Here is an 18397-nt window from a genome sequence, read left to right as displayed (position 1 = left end):
GTGCTGTGCTGTGCTGTGCTGTGCTGTGCTGTGCTGTGCTGTGCTGTGCTGTGCTGTGCTACCCCTGCGTCCGCCTCATAGAGATACTCCGGGAAGCACTGCGTTCCGCCATCGGTTTGCAGTTCAGGAATGGCATCGACCATTAACGCGAGTTGCCCTCCCTCGACAGGGCGAGCTTTCACCATAATGGCATGATTAGTTGCTGCCCCATCGGGGAACAGCTTTGGCATCTGATATCGCCTCTCGTTGAACGTGGCGCTGTAATACAGCCATTGGCGAGTGAAGGGGCGGTATAGGCTTGGAACTATACACCCATCGTCAAATGCGTGAGTCTTGCTCCTCGCAATGTCAGACTTCAAGCTGTCCGACCAACTGATCTTGGTTGCGTCGGTATCAATGAAGCCGCCCGCCGCTTCATCGCGCGCCTTGCGTGTGGCGTTGGGATGCGCCGCGTCAAACCGTGCCAACTCCGTATTATAGAAATCAATCATCGCCCGCATATTACGGGCCAACCCAGCACGATCGGGATTGAAGCACCACGCATCACGCTGGCTTTTCACACCGCTGGAATAGTTCGCAAACAGCGCCCCGTTGGTCTTATCGTCCTTGTCGCCCATAGGCAGGAAGGCATCAAATGCCTTGTCGCGCTGCCCCAGCCAGTCGCCATGCTCATCCGGGGTGATGGTCTGCCAGCCGTTCGCCTTGGAAATGCCCTCGATGCTGCCGAACCGGGCAACGATATCCAGCTTTTCCTCTCGGGTCAGATAATCCCCGATATCGTGGAAATGGATTTGGCCGTGGGCCGCTGCTTCCGGGTTCTTGACCAATAGGGCTATGGCCACAGGGGTGCGGCTGCCGGAACCGAATATCTTGCCGCCTTCGCGCCGGGAACGCTCCCCCGATGTGCGCTGATTGCCGCGCAAGTGGAACACATGAATGTTGGCAAATTCTTCCGCCAGACACAGGCGCAAGCCGTCGGCAGTGTTCGCGTCCAGCCATCCCGCGTTTGACACATAGGCCACCACGCCCTTGTCGCCTATCCGGTCGCTGGCCCAACGGATCGCACGGATATAGCTGTCATACAGTGCGTTCTTGTTGGTCGCGTCTGATCGGGCGGCATAGGTTTCGCGGATACGCTCATCCAGCTTGGCATAGGCCACGTTGGCGGCATTATCGTTCGCGCTGCCCTGCCCGACCGAATAGGGCGGGTTGCCCATAATCACCCGGATATCCAGCGCCTTTTGCTTTGTCCGCCGGTTGCTGTTGTCGGGCATCAGCTTGGCGAGCAAATCCTTGTCCTGCTCATAAAGCTGGAACGTGTCAGTCAGGCAGATGCCTTCAAACGGGGCATATTCGCCCCTGGACAGCGAGTGATAGACCGCCTCGATATTGATGGCCGCGATATAATAGGCCAGCAACACAATCTCGTTGGCGTGGATTTCATTTTTGTATTTATGGGCCAGTTCCTCGGGCTTGATCAGGCCGGATTGCAACAGGCGGGTGATGAATGTGCCGGTGCCGGTGAAGGGGTCGATAATGTGGACGCCCTTGCTGCCCAGCGTCTGCCCGAACTCGGATTGCAGCACTTCGTTCACCGAATGGATGATGAAATCCACCACCTCAACAGGGGTGTAAACGATGCCCAGCCGTTCGGTCATCTTGGGGAAGGCGTTGCGGAAAAACTTGTCGTACAGTTCCACAACAATGCGCTGCTTGGCTTCCGCATTGTCAATGCCCGCCGCACGGCGCTTTACGGACTCATAGAAGCGGTCCAGACTATCCGCCTCCTTGTTCAGCCGGTGTTCGTCCAGCGCGGCTAGAACAGCCTCCATGGCCTTAGAGACTGGGTTATTCCGGGCAAAGCTATAGCCTTCAAACAAGGCATCAAAAACCGGGCGGGTAATGAGGTGTTGTGCCAGCATTTCAATCGCTTCGGTGCGGCTAATGCTGTCATTCAAATCATCGTGGATTTCGGCAAGGAAGTCGTCAAACGCCTCCCGCTCGCTCGTGCCTTCCTTTGATACCAAGGCTGTAATGCGGGTGATATGGGTTTGGGCGATCTTGGCAATATCGCCTGCCCAATCCTCCCAATAATCGCGCCGTCCGCATTTCTTGACGATCTTGGCCATGATGGCGCGGGAAAACTCGTCAAACAAGAATGCGGCTTGGCCTTCGCCGCCTTCACGCGGCTTGCTGTCACCATCGCCCCGTTCATCATCATCTCCACCGGCACCACCGCTTCCGATACCGGCCTTGCCCTTCTTGGCAGCCTTGCCAGCGGGTAGCTTGTTGCTGACTGCGATCACCTCAATCTTGCCGCTGATATCAACCCCCAGGTCCGCTTGATTGAGTTGGGCGTCCAACCGCTCATCATGGGAGCGCAGGGCGTTGAGGATTTGCCAGACCACGCGATAGCGTTCGTTGTCGTTCAACGCCTCTTCCGGCGTCATGCCAGCGGGCACGCCGATGGGCAGGATGACATAGCCCATGTTCTTGCCGGGCGAACGACGCATGACGCGGCCCACCGACTGCACAACGTCAATCTGGCTTTTGCGGGGGTGCATGAACAGGATGGCATCCAAGGCCGGAACGTCCACGCCTTCGGACAGGCAACGGGCATTGGTCAGAATGCGGCAAATCGAGTCGCCATGGGTTTCTTTCAGCCATTCCAGATGCGCCCCGCGCTCTTTGGCTCCCATGGTGCCGTCAACGTGTTGCAACTGGCATTCCAGCGGCTCGATATCGCCAAGCGCCTCTTGGCCTTCATCCGATGCCAGATATTCACTGACAACGGCGGCAAACTCGCTCTGTATCATCTTGGATGATGCAATGTCCTTACAGAAGGCCAACGCCCGCTGCATGGGGTCAGGATCAGTCAGCAATTCAGGCTTGAGGCCGGACTTGATCAGCGCCTTGTAGCAACCGATAATCTTGGTGGCGTCGTCCAGCTTCAATTCGCTTGTGCCATCGGCCAGCCGGTTTTGCACACCACCGCTCACCATGGCTTCATCCACGGCCAGAACCAGCACCTTGTAATCGGTCAACAGCTTGTTTTCGACTGCCCAGCCAAAGCCCCGAGTAAACAGCGTTTCACCATAAAGCGCGGCATCGTCCATGGATGCCAGTTCCGCCGAAACTTCACTGGCCTTGCTCTTGACCGCATCGCCAAACACACGCGGCGTTGCCGTCATGTAGATGCGCTTCTTGCCCGCTATGAAATCCTGATTGTGAATTTTGACGAAATTGCTTTCGTCCTCTCCTGCCAGCGTCGCCCCCGTGGTCCGGTGCGCCTCATCGCAGATGATCAGATCGAACTCGGGGAAGCCGTGGCGCTTTTGAGCGTCAGAAATGACCTGAATTGACTGATAGGTGGAAAACACCACCGTCATGCGATCATCAGCCGCATAGGATGACCGGGACGCCAGCTTTGCGGCATTCGTGGTCGCGGGATAATCAAGGTCGTGCAAATCGACCTCTGCCACATCATCAGCATCGCGCCGCCGCTTACCCACCTGCACGTCAGAGCAAACAGCAAAGGACCGCAAAGGCGTCTGACTGTCGATTGTCCATTCCCGGATGGTCTGGCTCATCAACGCAAGAGAAGGCACCAGCACCAAAACGGTGCCACCAGCGCCAACCTGCTCTTCGGCTATTTTCAGGCCGGTGAACGTCTTGCCGGTGCCGCAAGCCATTATCAGCTTGCCCCGGTCGGCGTCTGCCAACCCGTCCCGAACCGCGTTCAACGCATCCTGTTGATGGGGCCGCAACTCCTTGGGCGGGGCAACCCGGATTTCATCACGCTGGAAATATGCCGCCCAATCAATCGGGCTGGCCTCCAGCCGATCAAGATTGATGGTCGTTATATTGAGATCGTCCAGCAACGCGGTTGCGTTCACGCTCCACGGCGCGCCGGTCGTTTCGATGATCAAGCCGCGTGAGAATTGCTTGGTTTGGGCGCTGCTCAGGAAGCTGTCGATATCGCCCTTCTGGATGCGATAGCCTTCGCGGTAGAATTTGCACTGGATCGCGCAATAGGTTTCCTCGCCCCTGATCTTGGCCACGGCATCAATGCCTATGTCCCGGCCATCCATCCGGTTTGCCTTGGCCCAGTCAGAGAAAAGCCAGCAATCCTCATATTCCTGCTGCATCCCTGTATCGTTCTTGATGAACGCAACAGCTAGCCGTTCAAAGTAGGTGCCCTTTTCACGCTCGCCTTTCGATGCTGCCCGGTACTGTGCAAGGAGTTGGCGAAGCGGGCTGGTCATATTCTGTGTTACCCCATGGCGTTAGGCTCTTTTGCTTGTCCTTGCTGGCCATTGGCTGCACGACATTTACCAACTAGCCCAGACTTGAAATTTTTGAAAATTTTTACGTCGCGCAAGAGGCCGGTTTCTCAACGCGCTAGGTAGAAGCGATTTTACCCTACCCCCCGGTGGGCACCCCCAATTTTCAATGAAAATGAGCAGACGCCCTACGACGCAACGGGGTCGGGCCTGCCCGGAAAGAAGGCCATGGCGATGCTCTCCCAGCCGGTCCCCCGGGTGGGGTTAATTCAACTTGTCAGTGGGGATATAGTGGGGTGGGAATGGAGATCATGCTCTAGAAGGACGCTAAGTCCTTGAAAAACATGGTGGGCGCGGCAGGGATTGAACCTGCGACCCCACCCGTGTGAAGGGTGTGCTCTACCGCTGAGCTACGCGCCCCCTTTAAGGAGGATGAGGCCATTGGCACCCGCGCTTCGCCCTGTCAAGCGACCTCGCATCGGTGCGCGTTGCTCCTATTGCAGGACCGGGCCGGTCCCGGTGGCATTCTTGCGCAATCGCACGCCGTCACAGTCCGCCTCGCCGCAAGAACAGGCTTCTATCGTGTAGCGAACGCCACACATCACCAGGACATCATGATCGAAGGAATAGTTGGATATCCCCGCGCGCTCGACCTTTTCCTGCGCTCTGGCCTTGAGAGACATGCGAGTCTTCCCCCTGTTTCGAACGACCATCATTTATGTTGCACTGCAATATGTCAATTGATGGAAGTCTGTTCGTCCCGAAAGTTTCCAATTTGTATCGGCAAAACCGCACGCTCTGGCGCAGTGGCGGAGGCGCTTGCGCCGGAACGGGATCGCCACCATATGCCGCCGCATGAACGATCATAGCAGCAGCATGCCGGTCTGGCATGGCACAACCATCATGTCGGTACGCAAGAACGGAAAGGTCATCATCGCCGGCGATGGTCAGGTTTCGATGGGCCAGACGGTGATGAAGCCCAATGCGCGCAAGGTCCGGCGATTGCATGATGGTTCGGTGATCGGCGGCTTTGCCGGCGCCACCGCCGACGCCTTCACCCTGTTCGAGCGGCTGGAAGCCAAGCTGGAACGCCATAACGGACAGTTGATGCGCGCCGCGGTGGAACTGGCCAAGGACTGGCGCACCGACAAATATCTGCGCAATCTGGAAGCGATGATGATCGTCGCCGACAAGGAAGTGACGCTGATCCTCACTGGCAATGGCGATGTGCTGGAGCCGCTGAACGGGATAGCCGCGATCGGATCGGGCGGCAACTACGCCCTCGCCGCCGCGCGCGCCCTGATGGAGTATGAAGCGGACGCCGAGACTCTCGCCCGCAAGGCGATGGCGGTGGCGGCCGACATCTGCGTCTACACCAACGACCAGCTGACGATCGAAACGCTCGACAGCGCCTCCTGACCCCCCTCCCCTTAGCGGGACCAAGGACCATCATGAACGATAATCTGACGCCCAAAGCCATCGTCGCGGCGCTCGACGCGCATATCATCGGCCAGCATGACGCCAAACGCGCCGTCGCCGTAGCGCTGCGCAACCGCTGGCGTCGCCAGCACCTGGCCGCCGATCTGCGCGACGAGGTGACGCCCAAAAATATCCTGATGATCGGCCCCACCGGCTGCGGCAAGACCGAAATCAGCCGTCGCCTCGCCAAGCTGGCCGATGCGCCGTTCGTCAAGGTCGAGGCGACCAAGTTTACCGAAGTCGGCTATGTCGGTCGCGATGTGGAACAGATCGTGCGCGATCTGGTGGAAGAAGCGATCCGGCTGGAGCGGGACCGTCGCCGGGAATCGGTGCGCGACGCGGCGTCGGAAGCGGCGATGCAGCGGCTGCTGGACGCGCTTACCGGCAAGGAAGCGAGCGAGGCGACCCGTTTGTCCTTCCGCCAGCGGATCGAGAACGACCAGATGAACGAGGTCGAGGTCGAGGTCGAAGTGGCCGATGCGCCTTCCGTTCCGATGGAAATTCCCGGCATGGGTGGCGGGATCGGCATGATAAATCTGGGCGACATGATGTCCAAGGCGTTCGGCCAGCAACAGAAGAAGCGTCGCAAGATGAAAGTGGCGCAAGCCTGGGACAAGCTGGTCGAGGAGGAGCAGGACAAGCGGCTCGACCAGGATGACGTCGCGCGCGTCGCCATCACCAGCGCGGAGCAGAATGGCATCGTCTTTCTCGACGAGATCGACAAGATCGCGGTCAGCGACGTGCGCGGCGGATCGGTCAGCCGCGAAGGCGTGCAGCGCGACCTGCTGCCGTTGATCGAAGGAACGACGGTGTCGACCAAATATGGCCCGGTCAAGACCGACCATATCCTGTTCATCGCGTCCGGCGCGTTTCATGTCGCGAAGCCGAGCGACCTGCTGCCCGAACTACAGGGGCGCCTGCCGATCCGCGTGGAGCTGAAGGCGCTGACCGAGGAAGATTTCGTCGCGATCCTTTCCGACACGAAGGCGAGCCTCGTCACCCAGTATAAGGCGCTGCTGGCGACCGAGGGCGTCACGATCGACCTCACCGCGGAAGGCATCGCCAAGGTCGCGAAAATCGCCGCGCAGGTGAACAGCGAAGTGGAAAATATCGGCGCGCGGCGGTTGCAGACGGTGATGGAAAAGCTGCTCGACGATGTCAGCTTTCACGCCGAGGACCGGCAGGGCGAGATGCTGACGATCGATGCGTCCTATGTCGAAAGCCAGTTGGGCAAAGTGTCCCGCGACACGGATTTGAGCCGCTACATATTGTAGTCGCTCAAATCCTGCCGGGAGACCGTGACCTCAGCGCTTGTCGAAAGACATCCACAGGGTGCGCAGGCCATAGGGCGTGTAGCCTTCCAGCGGCAGACAACTGTCTTCGCCCCGGCTGAAGCGGAAATTGGCGAGACGGCGGGTAAGCGCCTGGAAGGCGAGACGCAGCTCGCCGCGTGCGAGCTGGTTGCCGATGCACAGATGGATGCCGGCGCTGAACGCCAGATGGCTGTTACCGTTTTTCCGGTGGAGATCGACATCGGCCGGGCAACCGAACTGGGCCGGATCGCGATTGGCCGCGCCGAAGCGCACTTCCACGATGGCCCCGGCGGGGATCGTCACGTCGCCGAACTGCACGTCTGTCAGCGCCGTGCGCCACAGGCATTGCAGCGGCGTCGCAAGCCGCAACGCTTCTTCACCCAATGCCTTGGCGAGCGAAGGATCGGCATGGATCGACTCGGCCAACTCAGGCTGCTCGATCATCAGCCGCATACCCGACGCCAGCGTGGTCGTCGTCGTTTCGTTGCCGGCCACCAGGATCTGGAAGATCAGGCTTTGAAGCTCCTGAAGGTTCAGGTTGCGGCCTTCTGTTTCCAGATTGACCAGCCGGCTGAGCAACATGTCGTTCGGCTCGGCGCGAACGCGCTCGATCTCGATCGCCATATATTGCTGCATCTCGACCATGATCACCGCCAGTTCCAACTCGCGCTCGGGCGTCACCGGGCCGGTCGTCTCGACCGCCATGTTCGACCAGCGCTTGAACATCTCGCGATCGTCGCGGCGTACGCCGAGCTGTTCGGCGATGACGAACATGGGTAGCGGTACGGCGAAGTCGGCGAGGAAATCGATCTCGTCGCGATCGATGAATTCATTGATCAGCTCGTCGATCAGTTCCTCGATCCTGGGTTCCAGTCCGGCAACCTTGGTGGTGGTGAAAACCTTGTCGACCAGGGTGCGGTAGGTGCGATGTTCGGGCAGATCGTTGGACACGAGCGTATCCATCGGCAGCCAGCCGCCCTTTTCCATCACCGCATTGGCCTCCGGCGTCCAGCGATCGCCGAGATAGGGGGTCTTGTTGCTCAGGACGGAGTGACTGATGAGCGCCTTGCGGACATCCTCATAGCGCGTGAGGACATAATGGCCCGTTTCCGGATCATGAAAGACCGGCTGTTCTTCCCGCAGCTTGTCGTAAAAGGGGAAGGGGCATTTCTGGATTTCCGGGTCCGCGAAACTTGGATGCGCCGTCATCGATCACTCTCCTGAAGAATAGACTTATCGGGCTTCCACGGAATGCGCGACAGCCAGCTTTTAGGTGCTGCGCCCAATCCCGCGCGGAGTCAATAGAAGAGAATGATCGTTCATTCCTACGTTATGCGATAGGGGGGCTGTCGTATCCCGATATATCGGATAGGCTGTGCGCCGATGAAGAGGAATCCTATGGCACTATCGGCAGCGGCATCAGCAAAACGGGAAGAGCGTCTCGAGCGGCGGCAGACCCAAATTCTCGACGCAGCGCGCGTCTGCGTTCGCGCGGAAGGATTTCATGCGGCCAGCATGAGCCGCATCGCCGCGGAAGCGGGGATGGGCGTGGGGCACATCTACCAGTATTTCGACAATAAGGAGGCGATCATGATCGCGCTCAGCGAGTGCGATTTTGAGGAGTTCATGCTCCACATCACCCGCCTGGGTCAGGGCGCGACGCTGGACCTGGACGCTTTGATCGATGCGTTTCTTGGCGATATCATGTGGTTGCTCGATCATGACCGGGCGGCTCTGGCACTCGAAGTCATGGCTGAATCCGGGCGCAATCCCAAGGTTGCCGAGCTTGTGCTGCGCGTGGACCGCGAGTTCCGTCAGGCCGCCGGCAAAATCGTCGAGACCATGATTGCCGACCTTTCGCAAAATGATGTCGATGCGCGAGTGGAGATGTTGCTCGTGATGACGCGCGCGCTGCTGATCCATGCGGGCACGCACCCGGTCAGCGACCGCAAGATTCTGGCCGACGGGTTTGAACTGGCGCTGAGGGGGGTATTGTCGTCACCCGCGCCTTCGGGTTCGAGGGCAGCACTCCGATAGAAGATCGCCCAAAAAGTTCGCTCGCAGCGCTCAGGGCAGGACGGGCGCAATCGTTCCATCGCGCCGAACGCCGGCCCGGTCGAGTTCGTCCGCCAATTGCCCCGTCATGAAGCGGTGCCACATCCGCAAATCCGCGCGCAGCGACCAGAGCGGATGATTGAGCGTCGCCGGGCGATTGCGTTCGATCACGCCATGGCTGGTCCAGGCGAAACCATAGCCGACAATCGGGAGCGCGAGGGCCATGCGCCAGTCCCCGCCCAGCGGCATCGCAGCCAGAAGGAGCAGGACCATGCTGGTCCCGACATAATGCATGGCGCGCGTGCCGGGGCGGGCATGATCGCGCAGATAATGAGGCCAAAAGTCGCTGAACTGCCCGATTGCTTCCATGACGATCGATTCCCCCCGCCCTCTTTTAATGGCGGTATCGAATCTTGTTAAGCGCTAAACCTGTCAGGCTTTGCCGCGATCGGGAGCGTAAAGGAAATAATCATAGGCGGTCCGCGCCGCTTCGGCCATGATCCGGTCGCGCGCCTCATGCCCCTTGCTGTCCTTCATGACGAAAACCGAGATCGCGAACAGGCGGCCATCGGGCAGCGTGACCAGCCCGACATCATTGCCAAGGCCGTTGAGCGAGCCGGTCTTGTGCGCCACCGCCGTGCCAGGGGGAAGCATCGCCTTCAGCCGGGACGCGCCGGTGCGGCACCGAGTCATGATCGCGAGCAGGGTCGCGGTGCTGGCGGGCCTGAGCGCCTTGCCAAGCTGGATCGCTGCCAGCAGATCGGTCATCGCGCGCGGGGTCGCGCTGTCCCGCGGGTCCGTGGCGAAGGCGATGTTGGGAAGGTCGCGCACTTCCCGCTCACGCAAAGACGAGTCCGCTTCCATCGCCGCTTCGACGTTGTGGCGGAAATTGCCGGTGCCGGGGCGCAATCCCATGGCGCGGTAGAGAAGCTGGGCAGTGTTGCTGTCCACCCGCATGCCCTTGACGCCGATCGAACCGAGCCAGCTCTCCACCGCCGCCGGTCCGCCTGCTCTGGCGACCAGCATGTCGGTTGCATTATTGTCGCTGCGGGTCAGCATCAGGTCGAGCAGATTGGCGACCGAAAAACTCGCGCCGCCATGGGGCAACAGATCGGCGATCCCGCCTTCGCTCAGCAGCGTGGGATCGACAGCGATCATGGTGTCGAGCGAAAGCGCGCCCGCATCGACCATCGAAAGGATCTTGCCCGCCACCGCGACCTTATAGGTGCTGGCCATCGGGAACAGCGTCTCGCCGTTCAGTGCAATGGTCTCGCCAGTGGAAAGATCGCGGACGGCGATGCCGACCGTCCCGTCCGACAGCGTGGCGAAGCGGGCGAATTCGGCCAGAAGACGGCTTTGCGCCGACTGGCGCACGCTGCTGGTTGCCGGGCCGAACGCATCGGCGGCGGGAAGCGGAGCCAGGAACAGGCCGGCGGCGGCGAGAGAAGCGCAGAGCGTGCGGAGACGGGACATGCCGCTTTCTTCCCGATCCGCACGGCCCGCGCAAGCCGGTTGACGCATCGTTGACAGCGCCCCGATCCCGCGCCAAGCACAAGCGCATGAGCGAAACCATCAGGTTGCACGAAAGCTGGCGCACGCCGCTGGAGGGCGAATTTGCCAGCCCCTATATGCAGGCGCTCAAGCGCTTCCTTGAGGGCGAGAAGGCCAGCGGCAAGCGCATCTTCCCTAAGGGTGCCGAATATTTCCGCGCGCTCGACCTGACGCCGCTCGACCGGGTGAAGGTCGTGATCCTGGGGCAGGACCCCTATCATGGTGAGGGGCAGGCGCATGGCCTGTGCTTCAGCGTGAAGCCGGGGGTGCGCACGCCGCCGTCGCTCGTCAATATCTACAAGGAGTTGCAGAGCGACCTTGGTATCGCACGCGCGGGGCATGGCTTTCTGGAACATTGGGCGCGGCAGGGCGTGCTATTGCTCAACAGCGTGCTGACCGTGGAGATGGCGCGCGCGGCGTCGCATCAGGGTCAGGGCTGGGAAAAATTCACCGACGCTGTGGTCAGGCTGGTCAATCAGCAGGCCCAGCCGGTCGTGTTCATGCTGTGGGGCGCCTATGCCCAGCGCAAGGCGGGCTTTGTCGACGCGAGCCGCCATCTGGTGCTCAAGGCTGCCCACCCTTCCCCGCTATCGGCGCATAACGGCTTTCTGGGCTGCGGGCATTTTTCAAAGGCCAATGCGTTTCTGGCCGAGCATGGGCGCGAGCCGATCGACTGGGCGCTGCCGGAAGTCGCAGCATAGGCGCGCACGCCCGACGCCGTGGCTAGGATGCGTCACCGAACTGCGCCAGCAACGCCATCAGCATCGGCCGAACCCGGACGATTTCGTTGCGGTGCGTCGCAGTCAGCGTCGCCAGCAGGACATGGGCGCGATCCGTGACTTCCAGCAAGGCTTGCCGCCGATCATGATCCGATAACCGTCGCCGGAGGAGACCGAGCGTTTCCAGCCGGTCGACCAATCCCGTGGCGCTATGCGGCTTCAGGATCAAACGTTCAGCTACATAGCCGACGGTGGCTTTTAAGGGCGGCGCCGCCCGGACGGCCAGCAACGCCTGATGCTGTTGCGGCGTCAGACCGCATGCGGCCGCATTCTTTTCCGTGAAAGCGAGAAATTCGCGCAACGCAAAGCGGAAGTCGGCAAGCACCGCATAATCGGCATCGGTAAGATCGGCAGTCATCGGCGATCCATAGCGCGCGGCGGGGCATTGATAAATATCGTATTACGATATAATGGCGCGGGACTTATCTCGTTAGCCGGATCATCAGCCCCAATGACCTCCCCCATTTCCGCATCATCCCGTCGGCCGCTTGCCGATCATAGCGCCGATTATCGCATGCTGCTGCTCGGCGCGGCCGCCCTCGTCATCGGAACCGGCGGCGCGTTCGGCGCCTGGCTGCTGCTCAAGGCGATCGCGCTCGCCACCAACCTGTTCTGGTTCGGACGCCTGTCCACCGCTCCCGCGGCGATCACAGATACGAGCCTGGGCATGGGCATCATCGCCATTCCCGTCATCGGCAGCCTGATCGTCGGCCTGATGGCGCGCTTCGGATCGGAAAAGATCAGGGGGCATGGCATACCGGAGGCGATCGAGGCGATCCTGTACGGCGAAAGCCGCCTGTCCCCGAAGGTCGCGATATTGAAGCCGCTATCTTCCGCGATTTCGATCGGCAGCGGTGGCCCCTTTGGCGCGGAAGGGCCGATCATCATGACCGGCGGGGCGATCGGATCGCTGTTCGCGCAATTTTTCCACCTGAGCGCGGCGGAGCGCAAGACTTTGCTCGTCGCGGGCGCGGCGGCTGGCATGACCGCAATCTTCGGCACGCCCATGGCGGCGATCCTGCTCGCCATCGAAGTGCTGTTGTTCGAATGGAAGCCGCGCAGTTTCGTGCCGGTCGTCATCGCGGCCATCGTCGCACTGCTGTGGCGACCGCTGCTGCTGGAAAGCGGGCCGCTTTTTCCCGTGAGCCACGCCGTCACGATCGATGCACAAATGGCTGGAATCGCCATCGGCATTGGCGCGCTCGCCGGATGCCAGGCGGCGATCCTGTCCTTCGCCCTGTACCGCATCGAGGATCTGTTCGGACGGCTCCCGGTCCACTGGATGTGGTGGCCGGCGATCGGCGGGGTCGCCGTCGGGATTGGCGGCCTGATCGACGCGCATGTGCTGGGCGCGGGCTATGAAAGCATAAGCGGGCTGCTGCAAGGGTCGCTGACGATCCGGATCGTGCTGGCCCTGCTGATCGTCAAGGCGGTGGTGTGGCTGATCGCGCTGGGATCGGGCACGTCAGGCGGCGTGCTGGCGCCATTGCTGATGCTGGGCGGGGCGATGGGATTCCTCGTCGGCTATTTTCTGCCTGGCGGCAGCGCGCTCTGGGCCATGGCCGGTATGGCCGGCGCCATGAGCGGCGCGATGCGCGCGCCGCTGACCGCCGCGCTCTTCGCGGTCGAACTGACCGGCGATTTCGCTATGCTGCCGCTAACGGTGGCGGCTTCGGTCGGGGCTTATGCGGTGAGCGTTCTGCTGATGCGCCGTTCGATCCTGACGGAGAAGATCGCGCGCCGCGGACGGCATATCCTTCAAGAATATAGCGTCGATCCCTTCGATTTTCTGCAAGCGGGCCAGGTGATGACCGCTGCGCCGGAGACGCTGTCCGGCGACCTTTCGGTGGCCGATTCCATCGCCCATTTCAGCGGGTCGGCAGCCTATCGAAGCTATCCGGTGGTCGATGCGAACCAGCGGCTGATCGGGCTGGTTTCCCGATCCGACGCACTACGCTGGCAAGTGGAAGGCGTTTCGATCGAAGCGACCCTGGCGGAGCTATTGTCCGACGCGTCCCAGCCCTTCGGCACGGCCAATGATCCCGTCAGCCGGATCGCGGACCTGATGGTCGATACCGGCATCGGCCGCATTCCCATCGTCGATCCCGCCACCGGGCGCGTCGAGGGCATAGTGGCGCGGCAGGACTTGCTCAAGATTCGTACCGTCCATCATGGAGCCGAGCGGGCGCGCCAGCGGGGATGAACTGCGGCGAGTCCGGCGCGGGCAAACCTGCCCTGTTCGGCTGGTCGAACTCGGGCTGGAGGCGCTTCTCCATCCCCCAGATACGTCGAGGCCCGGTCCTGCTCGCGCAGTCCGGGCCTCGTCCCTCTCCAAACCGTAAAACGATCAGCCGTCGTAATCGCCACCGATATTCTGGTTGCGCGGCGGCGCGGCGGCGGTGAGACGCAGGGCCTCGGCCGACTGAGCGATCGAGCCGATTTCGTCCGGCGTGTCGTCGTCGTCGATCTGCACCTTTTGCAGCGAGGCGATGGCCGAATCATGCAATTCGGCGGGCAGAACGGTTTCTTCGGCGATCTCGCGCAGGGCGACGACGGGATTCTTGTCGCGATCGCGATCGATCGTGAGTTCGGCGCCGCCGGAAATCTCCCGCGCGCGCTGGGCGGCGAGAAGAACGAGATCAAAACGGTTGGTGACTTTGTCGACGCAATCTTCGACGGTGACGCGGGCCAATAGGGCCTCCTGAAACGGGGAAAGAATTCAGCGTCGCCCATACCAGCGACCCTCCATCGAGTCAATGAAAAGGCCATAAAGCCGTTGGCAAAAGGCCGCGCGAGCGGGCATGGACGGATGATGACCATGAACCCGCAGACCGGATCGCGCGAGGCCGTGGGCGAGATTGCCGTCACTCTGGCCGGCAACCGGCTGCGCGTGATCGAGACCGGACCGGCGTTGCGCGACGCGCTGATCGCGCTGATCGACAGCGCGCGCGACAGCGTGAAACTGCTTTATTATATCTTCACCGACGATGCGAGCGGGCGGCTGGTGCTGGAGCGATTGCTGGCGGCGCGGGCGCGGGGCGTCGCCGTAACGCTGATGGTCGACGCCTTTGGCAGCGACAGAACCCCGCCCGCTTTTTTCGAGCCGCTGGTGGCGGCAGGCGGGCATTTTGGTCGCTTCGGCACGCGGCGATCAACGCGCTATCTGATCCGCAATCATCAAAAGATGGCGATCGCCGATGACGAAAGACTGCTGATCGGCGGCTTCAACGTCGAGGATGGCTATTTCGGCATCCCCCCCGAGGATGCCTGGCGCGATCTTGGCCTGTGGATCGAGGGGCCACAGGTGGCTGCCATGGCGCGATGGTATACCCAGATCTGGCGCTGGGTCGCGAGCCGCAAACAGGGGTTCCGCACCTTGCGGCGGATGATCCGGCGCTGGCATGCGTCGGCGGATCATGGCCCCGGCGATCCGCTGCGCTGGCTGATCGGCGGGCCGACCCGGCGGCTCAGCCCCTGGGCGCAGGTGGTGAAGCGCGATCTGGATCAGGCGCAGCGGCTCGACATGGTGGAGGCTTATTTCTCGCCGGGGCGCGGCATGCTCAAGCGACTGGCGCGGGCGGCGCGGCGCGGCGGCGCGCGGCTGATCCTGCCGTCCAGATCGGACAATGGCGCGACGGTGGCGGCGGCGCGACTGCTCTACGGGCCGTTGATGAAACGCGGGGTGGAAATCCACGAATATCAGCCGTGTAAGCTGCATATGAAGCTGATCGTGATCGACGATGCGGTCTATATCGGCTCAGCCAATTTCGACATGCGCAGCCTGTTCCTGAACCTGGAGCTGATGCTGCGGATCGAGGATAAGGGCTTTGCCGACGCGATGCGGGGCTTTATCGATGCGCGCGCGGCGGAGAGCCGGTTGACTACACCTGAACTTTATCGGGCGCAGCGCACGCCGCTCACCCTCCTCAAGCAATGGATCAGCTATCTGCTGGTCGGCGTGCTCGATTATACGGTGACGCGGCGGCTGAATTTCCGTGATCCCGACGCCGAGTGAAGGTCGGCATCGGGATGCAGGCGGATCACATTTTCAGCGCGTTGCGCAGCATCAGGTAGGAGATGATGACGAGGTAGACGCCGAAGATTTTCTTGAGCGGCCCGGCGGGCAGCGCATGGGCGGCCGCCACGCCGAGCGGCGCGGTCAGCACCGACATTGAGGTGATGGCCACCGTCGCGGGCAGGTTGACATAGCCGAGCGACCCCCAGGGCAGCCCGCCTTCCTTCAGGCCGATCAGCACAAAACCGATCGCGGTGGGGATGGCGATCAACGTGCCGATGCCCGACGCGGTGGCGATCGCGCGGTGAATGGAGCGGCCGCACAGGGTCATCACCATGATCGCGATGACGCCGCCACCGATGCCGAGCAGAGACGAGAAGGTGCCCAGCCCGCCCGCAATGCCCATGCGGACCATGCCGGATGGCATCGTGTCGCTGACCACCTTGCCGCCCACTTTGGGCAGCAGGAAATTGAGCGACATCAGGCCGACGCCGATCGCGAAGATCATCGTCAGCACCCGGCCATCGACATGGCCCGCCAGCATGACGCCGATGCCGTCGCCCAGGATCAGCCAGGGCGCCCATTGTTTGAGCACCTCGAACTCCACCGCGCCGCGCTTGGCATGGGCGAGGAGCGAACGGATCGAGGTGACGATGATCGTCGCCGCCGACGTGCCGATCGCGACATGGGCGATGGCTTCATGCGTGCCGCCCAGCAACGGCAGCACCACGAACAGCGCAGGGACGACGACGAAGCCGCCGCCGATCCCGAACAGCCCGGCGGCAAAGCCCGCGAGCAGCCCGGCGCCAAGCATGGCGACCAGCGGCACCAGCCAGGTCATGATATCTCCGCTCATCACCGAACCCCTCCCTGCTGCGCCTGACCGGCTTTCTTCTTGTCCTGATCTCGTCGCTGATTGCGGACGGTGAAAATCATTCGATCGACCATGATGCGAACCATGCCCCTCTTCGGCGAAAATCCCACTAGCGGCGGCATCCAGTTGAAACAAAGTTGCCCCACCCGCTCAGACGAACGGACGCGGCGAACCCGCAATGCATGGCGTCGATTAAGGCGTCAGCCGATGGCGGTCTCTGGCGGCGTGAAGGTCAGGCCCAGCGCGTCCGCCACCGCCCTATAGGTGAGCTTGCCGTCCCAGACATTGAGACCAGCGAGCAAGTGCGGATCGGCGCGCATGGCCGCCTGCCAGCCCATATCCGCGATGCGCAGCGCGTGCGGCAAGGTGACATTGTTGAGCGCATAAGTGCTGGTGCGCGCCACCGCGCCCGGCATGTTGGCGACGCAATAATGGACGATGCCCTCGACGATATAGGTTGGGTCCGCATGGGTCGTCGCATGGCTGGTTTCGAAACAGCCGCCCTGATCGATGGCCACGTCCACCAAGACTGCGCCCTTCTTCATCGTCCGCAGCATGTCGGCGCTGACCAGCTTGGGCGCGGCGGCGCCGGGGATCAGCACCGCGCCGATGACCAGATCGGCTTCGGCCACGCATTCGGCGAGGTTCGCACGGTTGGAAAAGCGGGTCTTGGCTCGCGCTTCGAAAAAGGTGCCGAGCCGTTCGAGCGCCTGCGGATCGCGATCGAGGATGGTGACGTCCGCCCCCAGCCCCGCCGCCATCTGCGCCGCGTTGAAGCCCACCACGCCGCCGCCGATGATCGCGACCTTCGCCGGCAGGACGCCCGGCACGCCGCCCAGCAGCACGCCGCGACCGCCATGCGCCTTTTCCAGCGCGGTCGCCCCCGCCTGAATCGACATGCGGCCCGCGACCTGGCTCATCGGCTTGAGCAGCGGCAGGCCGCCGCTCGCGTCCGTCACGGTTTCATAGGCGATGCAGGTCGCGCCCGACGCCATCAGGTCGCGGGTCTGGTCGGGATCGGGCGCGAGATGAAGATAGGTGTAGAGAATCTGGCCGGGGCGCAGCATCGCGCGCTCCTGCGGCTGCGGCTCCTTGACCTTCACGATCATCTCAGCCGTCGCGAAGATTTCGGCAGCGGTCGTGACGATGCGCGCACCGGCGCGCTCATACAGCGCATCATGCGCGCCGATCCCCTCCCCCGCGCCGGTTTCCACCAGTATCTCATGACCGTGGGCAGCGAGTTCATGCACGCTTTCCGGCGTCAGCCCGACGCGATATTCGTGATTTTTGATCTCCCTGAGCGTGCCGACGATCATGATGGCCTCCGATAAGCGGGCGGCGCGTATGACGCCGGCCTGACCCACATCATATCGCGGATCGGACCGCGATGGTTCCCCTCATTTGTCGATTGCAGGCATCCGCGCGCATCGGCGAGAACATCGTTCAGGAAAATGCGCATCGCCCTTGCCTAGTGCGCTGCCCCGCGATAGGGAGCCGCACTTCCAGTGCAATGCGGAGCGGTGGCCGAGTGGTCGAAGGCGCTCGCCTGGAAAGTGAGTATACGTCAAAAGCGTATCCAGGGTTCGAATCCCTGCCGCTCCGCCACCAACCTGTCCTTACACATCGGGAACGAGGTTGAAGAGTTGGTCTGATATTCCCTCGACCTACGCGATTACGCCACACCAGAATTTTGCGAACATTGTTGGAAAACGCTTCCGATATCGCGTTGGTCATCGATGCCATCGACCTCCTGGATTCCCGCTGGTTCTTGCCCATCATGTCGGGATCGAGGGTCAACTTTCATGATCTGAGTTGGACCAGAGGTTCAGCAGCTTAAGAGGCCGGCGATCCGAATGGATTTGTGAAGGCGCATTGGCAGCAAACTACCCATCCCCTCTTCGAATCCAGACACAAGCAAGGCGAGGACGCGAGATAAAGGCGAAGAGTAGTAATGGCCGCTAGTCGAGCCTCTGCGGTTTCCGGCAGGGTTACGGCCCCGCATTGTCTGGCGTCATTCCCCATTTCCTCCCGCGCGTTGGCCCCTCGCC

15 protein-coding genes and 2 tRNA genes are annotated in these 18397 nt (G+C 61.8%); 7 read left to right on the top strand and 10 right to left on the bottom strand.

From position 1 onward, the window contains the following. From ACODSN_RS16030 to ACODSN_RS16020, 3 genes are all read right to left on the bottom strand, one after another. A partial coding sequence (locus ACODSN_RS16030) for a DEAD/DEAH box helicase (RefSeq protein ID WP_489056489.1) occupies positions 1 to 4265 on the bottom strand: 4265 nt, incomplete at its 3' end. 363 nt (positions 4266 to 4628) lie between these two features. After that, positions 4629 to 4703, bottom strand: a tRNA-Val gene (locus ACODSN_RS16025). A 74-nt stretch (positions 4704 to 4777) separates the two neighbouring features. Continuing rightward, complete coding sequence (locus tag ACODSN_RS16020) at positions 4778 to 4966, bottom strand: hypothetical protein (RefSeq protein ID WP_489056488.1); 189 nt, start codon at positions 4964 to 4966, stop codon at positions 4778 to 4780. A gap of 172 nt (positions 4967 to 5138) precedes the next feature. On the opposite strand from ACODSN_RS16020, the gene hslV reads away from it, so the two are divergent. Further along, positions 5139 to 5702, top strand: coding sequence for an ATP-dependent protease subunit HslV (gene hslV / locus ACODSN_RS16015; protein WP_489056487.1), 564 nt, complete (start codon positions 5139 to 5141; stop codon positions 5700 to 5702). Between the two features lie 32 nt (positions 5703 to 5734). Then, positions 5735 to 7036 carry an ATP-dependent protease ATPase subunit HslU gene (gene hslU / locus ACODSN_RS16010; RefSeq protein ID WP_489056486.1) on the top strand — a complete coding sequence of 434 codons (1302 nt, stop codon included), beginning with the start codon at positions 5735 to 5737 and terminating at the stop codon, positions 7034 to 7036. Between the two features lie 30 nt (positions 7037 to 7066). On the opposite strand, the gene ACODSN_RS16005 is transcribed toward hslU, so the two are convergent. Then, positions 7067 to 8284: a cytochrome P450 gene (locus ACODSN_RS16005; RefSeq protein WP_489056485.1), complete on the bottom strand. Its 1218-nt coding sequence runs from the start codon at positions 8282 to 8284 to the stop codon at positions 7067 to 7069. Positions 8285 to 8458: 174 nt separating this feature from the next. On the opposite strand from ACODSN_RS16005, the gene ACODSN_RS16000 reads away from it, so the two are divergent. Beyond that, positions 8459 to 9112, top strand: coding sequence for a TetR/AcrR family transcriptional regulator (locus tag ACODSN_RS16000; RefSeq protein ID WP_489056484.1), 654 nt, complete (start codon positions 8459 to 8461; stop codon positions 9110 to 9112). A 30-nt stretch (positions 9113 to 9142) separates the two neighbouring features. Here ACODSN_RS16000 and ACODSN_RS15995 read toward each other — a convergent pair whose 3' ends face one another. After that, on the bottom strand, positions 9143 to 9499 hold the full coding sequence (locus ACODSN_RS15995; RefSeq protein WP_489056483.1) for an Mpo1-like protein: 357 nt from the start codon (positions 9497 to 9499) through the stop codon (positions 9143 to 9145). Between the two features lie 63 nt (positions 9500 to 9562). Next, positions 9563 to 10603 (bottom strand): class A beta-lactamase, encoded by a 1041-nt coding sequence (bla, locus tag ACODSN_RS15990; protein WP_489056482.1) that lies wholly within the window; start codon positions 10601 to 10603, stop codon positions 9563 to 9565. 86 nt (positions 10604 to 10689) lie between these two features. Here bla and ung point away from each other — a divergent pair, with 86 nt between their 5' ends. Continuing rightward, the gene (gene ung / locus ACODSN_RS15985; protein WP_489056481.1) at positions 10690 to 11382 is read left to right on the top strand and encodes a uracil-DNA glycosylase; all 693 of its coding nucleotides are present in this window, start codon (positions 10690 to 10692) and stop codon (positions 11380 to 11382) included. A 22-nt stretch (positions 11383 to 11404) separates the two neighbouring features. On the opposite strand, the gene ACODSN_RS15980 is transcribed toward ung, so the two are convergent. Continuing rightward, the gene (locus tag ACODSN_RS15980) at positions 11405 to 11818 is read right to left on the bottom strand and encodes a MarR family winged helix-turn-helix transcriptional regulator (RefSeq protein WP_489056480.1); all 414 of its coding nucleotides are present in this window, start codon (positions 11816 to 11818) and stop codon (positions 11405 to 11407) included. Positions 11819 to 11911: 93 nt separating this feature from the next. On the opposite strand from ACODSN_RS15980, the gene ACODSN_RS15975 reads away from it, so the two are divergent. After that, on the top strand, positions 11912 to 13663 hold the full coding sequence (locus tag ACODSN_RS15975) for a chloride channel protein (protein WP_489056479.1): 1752 nt from the start codon (positions 11912 to 11914) through the stop codon (positions 13661 to 13663). A gap of 144 nt (positions 13664 to 13807) precedes the next feature. Here ACODSN_RS15975 and rpoZ read toward each other — a convergent pair whose 3' ends face one another. Beyond that, a complete protein-coding gene (gene rpoZ, locus ACODSN_RS15970; protein WP_489056478.1) occupies positions 13808 to 14152 on the bottom strand; it encodes a DNA-directed RNA polymerase subunit omega in 345 nt (114 codons plus the stop codon). Positions 14153 to 14278: 126 nt separating this feature from the next. On the opposite strand from rpoZ, the gene ACODSN_RS15965 reads away from it, so the two are divergent. Then, positions 14279 to 15475, top strand: coding sequence for a phospholipase D-like domain-containing protein (locus tag ACODSN_RS15965; protein WP_489056477.1), 1197 nt, complete (start codon positions 14279 to 14281; stop codon positions 15473 to 15475). Between the two features lie 25 nt (positions 15476 to 15500). Here ACODSN_RS15965 and ACODSN_RS15960 read toward each other — a convergent pair whose 3' ends face one another. Further along, the gene (locus ACODSN_RS15960) at positions 15501 to 16331 is read right to left on the bottom strand and encodes a sulfite exporter TauE/SafE family protein (protein WP_489056476.1); all 831 of its coding nucleotides are present in this window, start codon (positions 16329 to 16331) and stop codon (positions 15501 to 15503) included. Positions 16332 to 16549: 218 nt separating this feature from the next. Then, complete coding sequence (ald, locus tag ACODSN_RS15955; RefSeq protein WP_489056474.1) at positions 16550 to 17665, bottom strand: alanine dehydrogenase; 1116 nt, start codon at positions 17663 to 17665, stop codon at positions 16550 to 16552. 198 nt (positions 17666 to 17863) lie between these two features. Here ald and ACODSN_RS15950 point away from each other — a divergent pair. Next, positions 17864 to 17954: transfer RNA gene (locus ACODSN_RS15950), tRNA-Ser, on the top strand. Positions 17955 to 18397: the final 443 nt, after the last annotated feature.

The sequence above is a fragment of the Sphingobium sp. FG11 genome (assembly GCF_057809915.1).
This window is presented reverse-complemented; position numbering and strand designations above follow the sequence as displayed.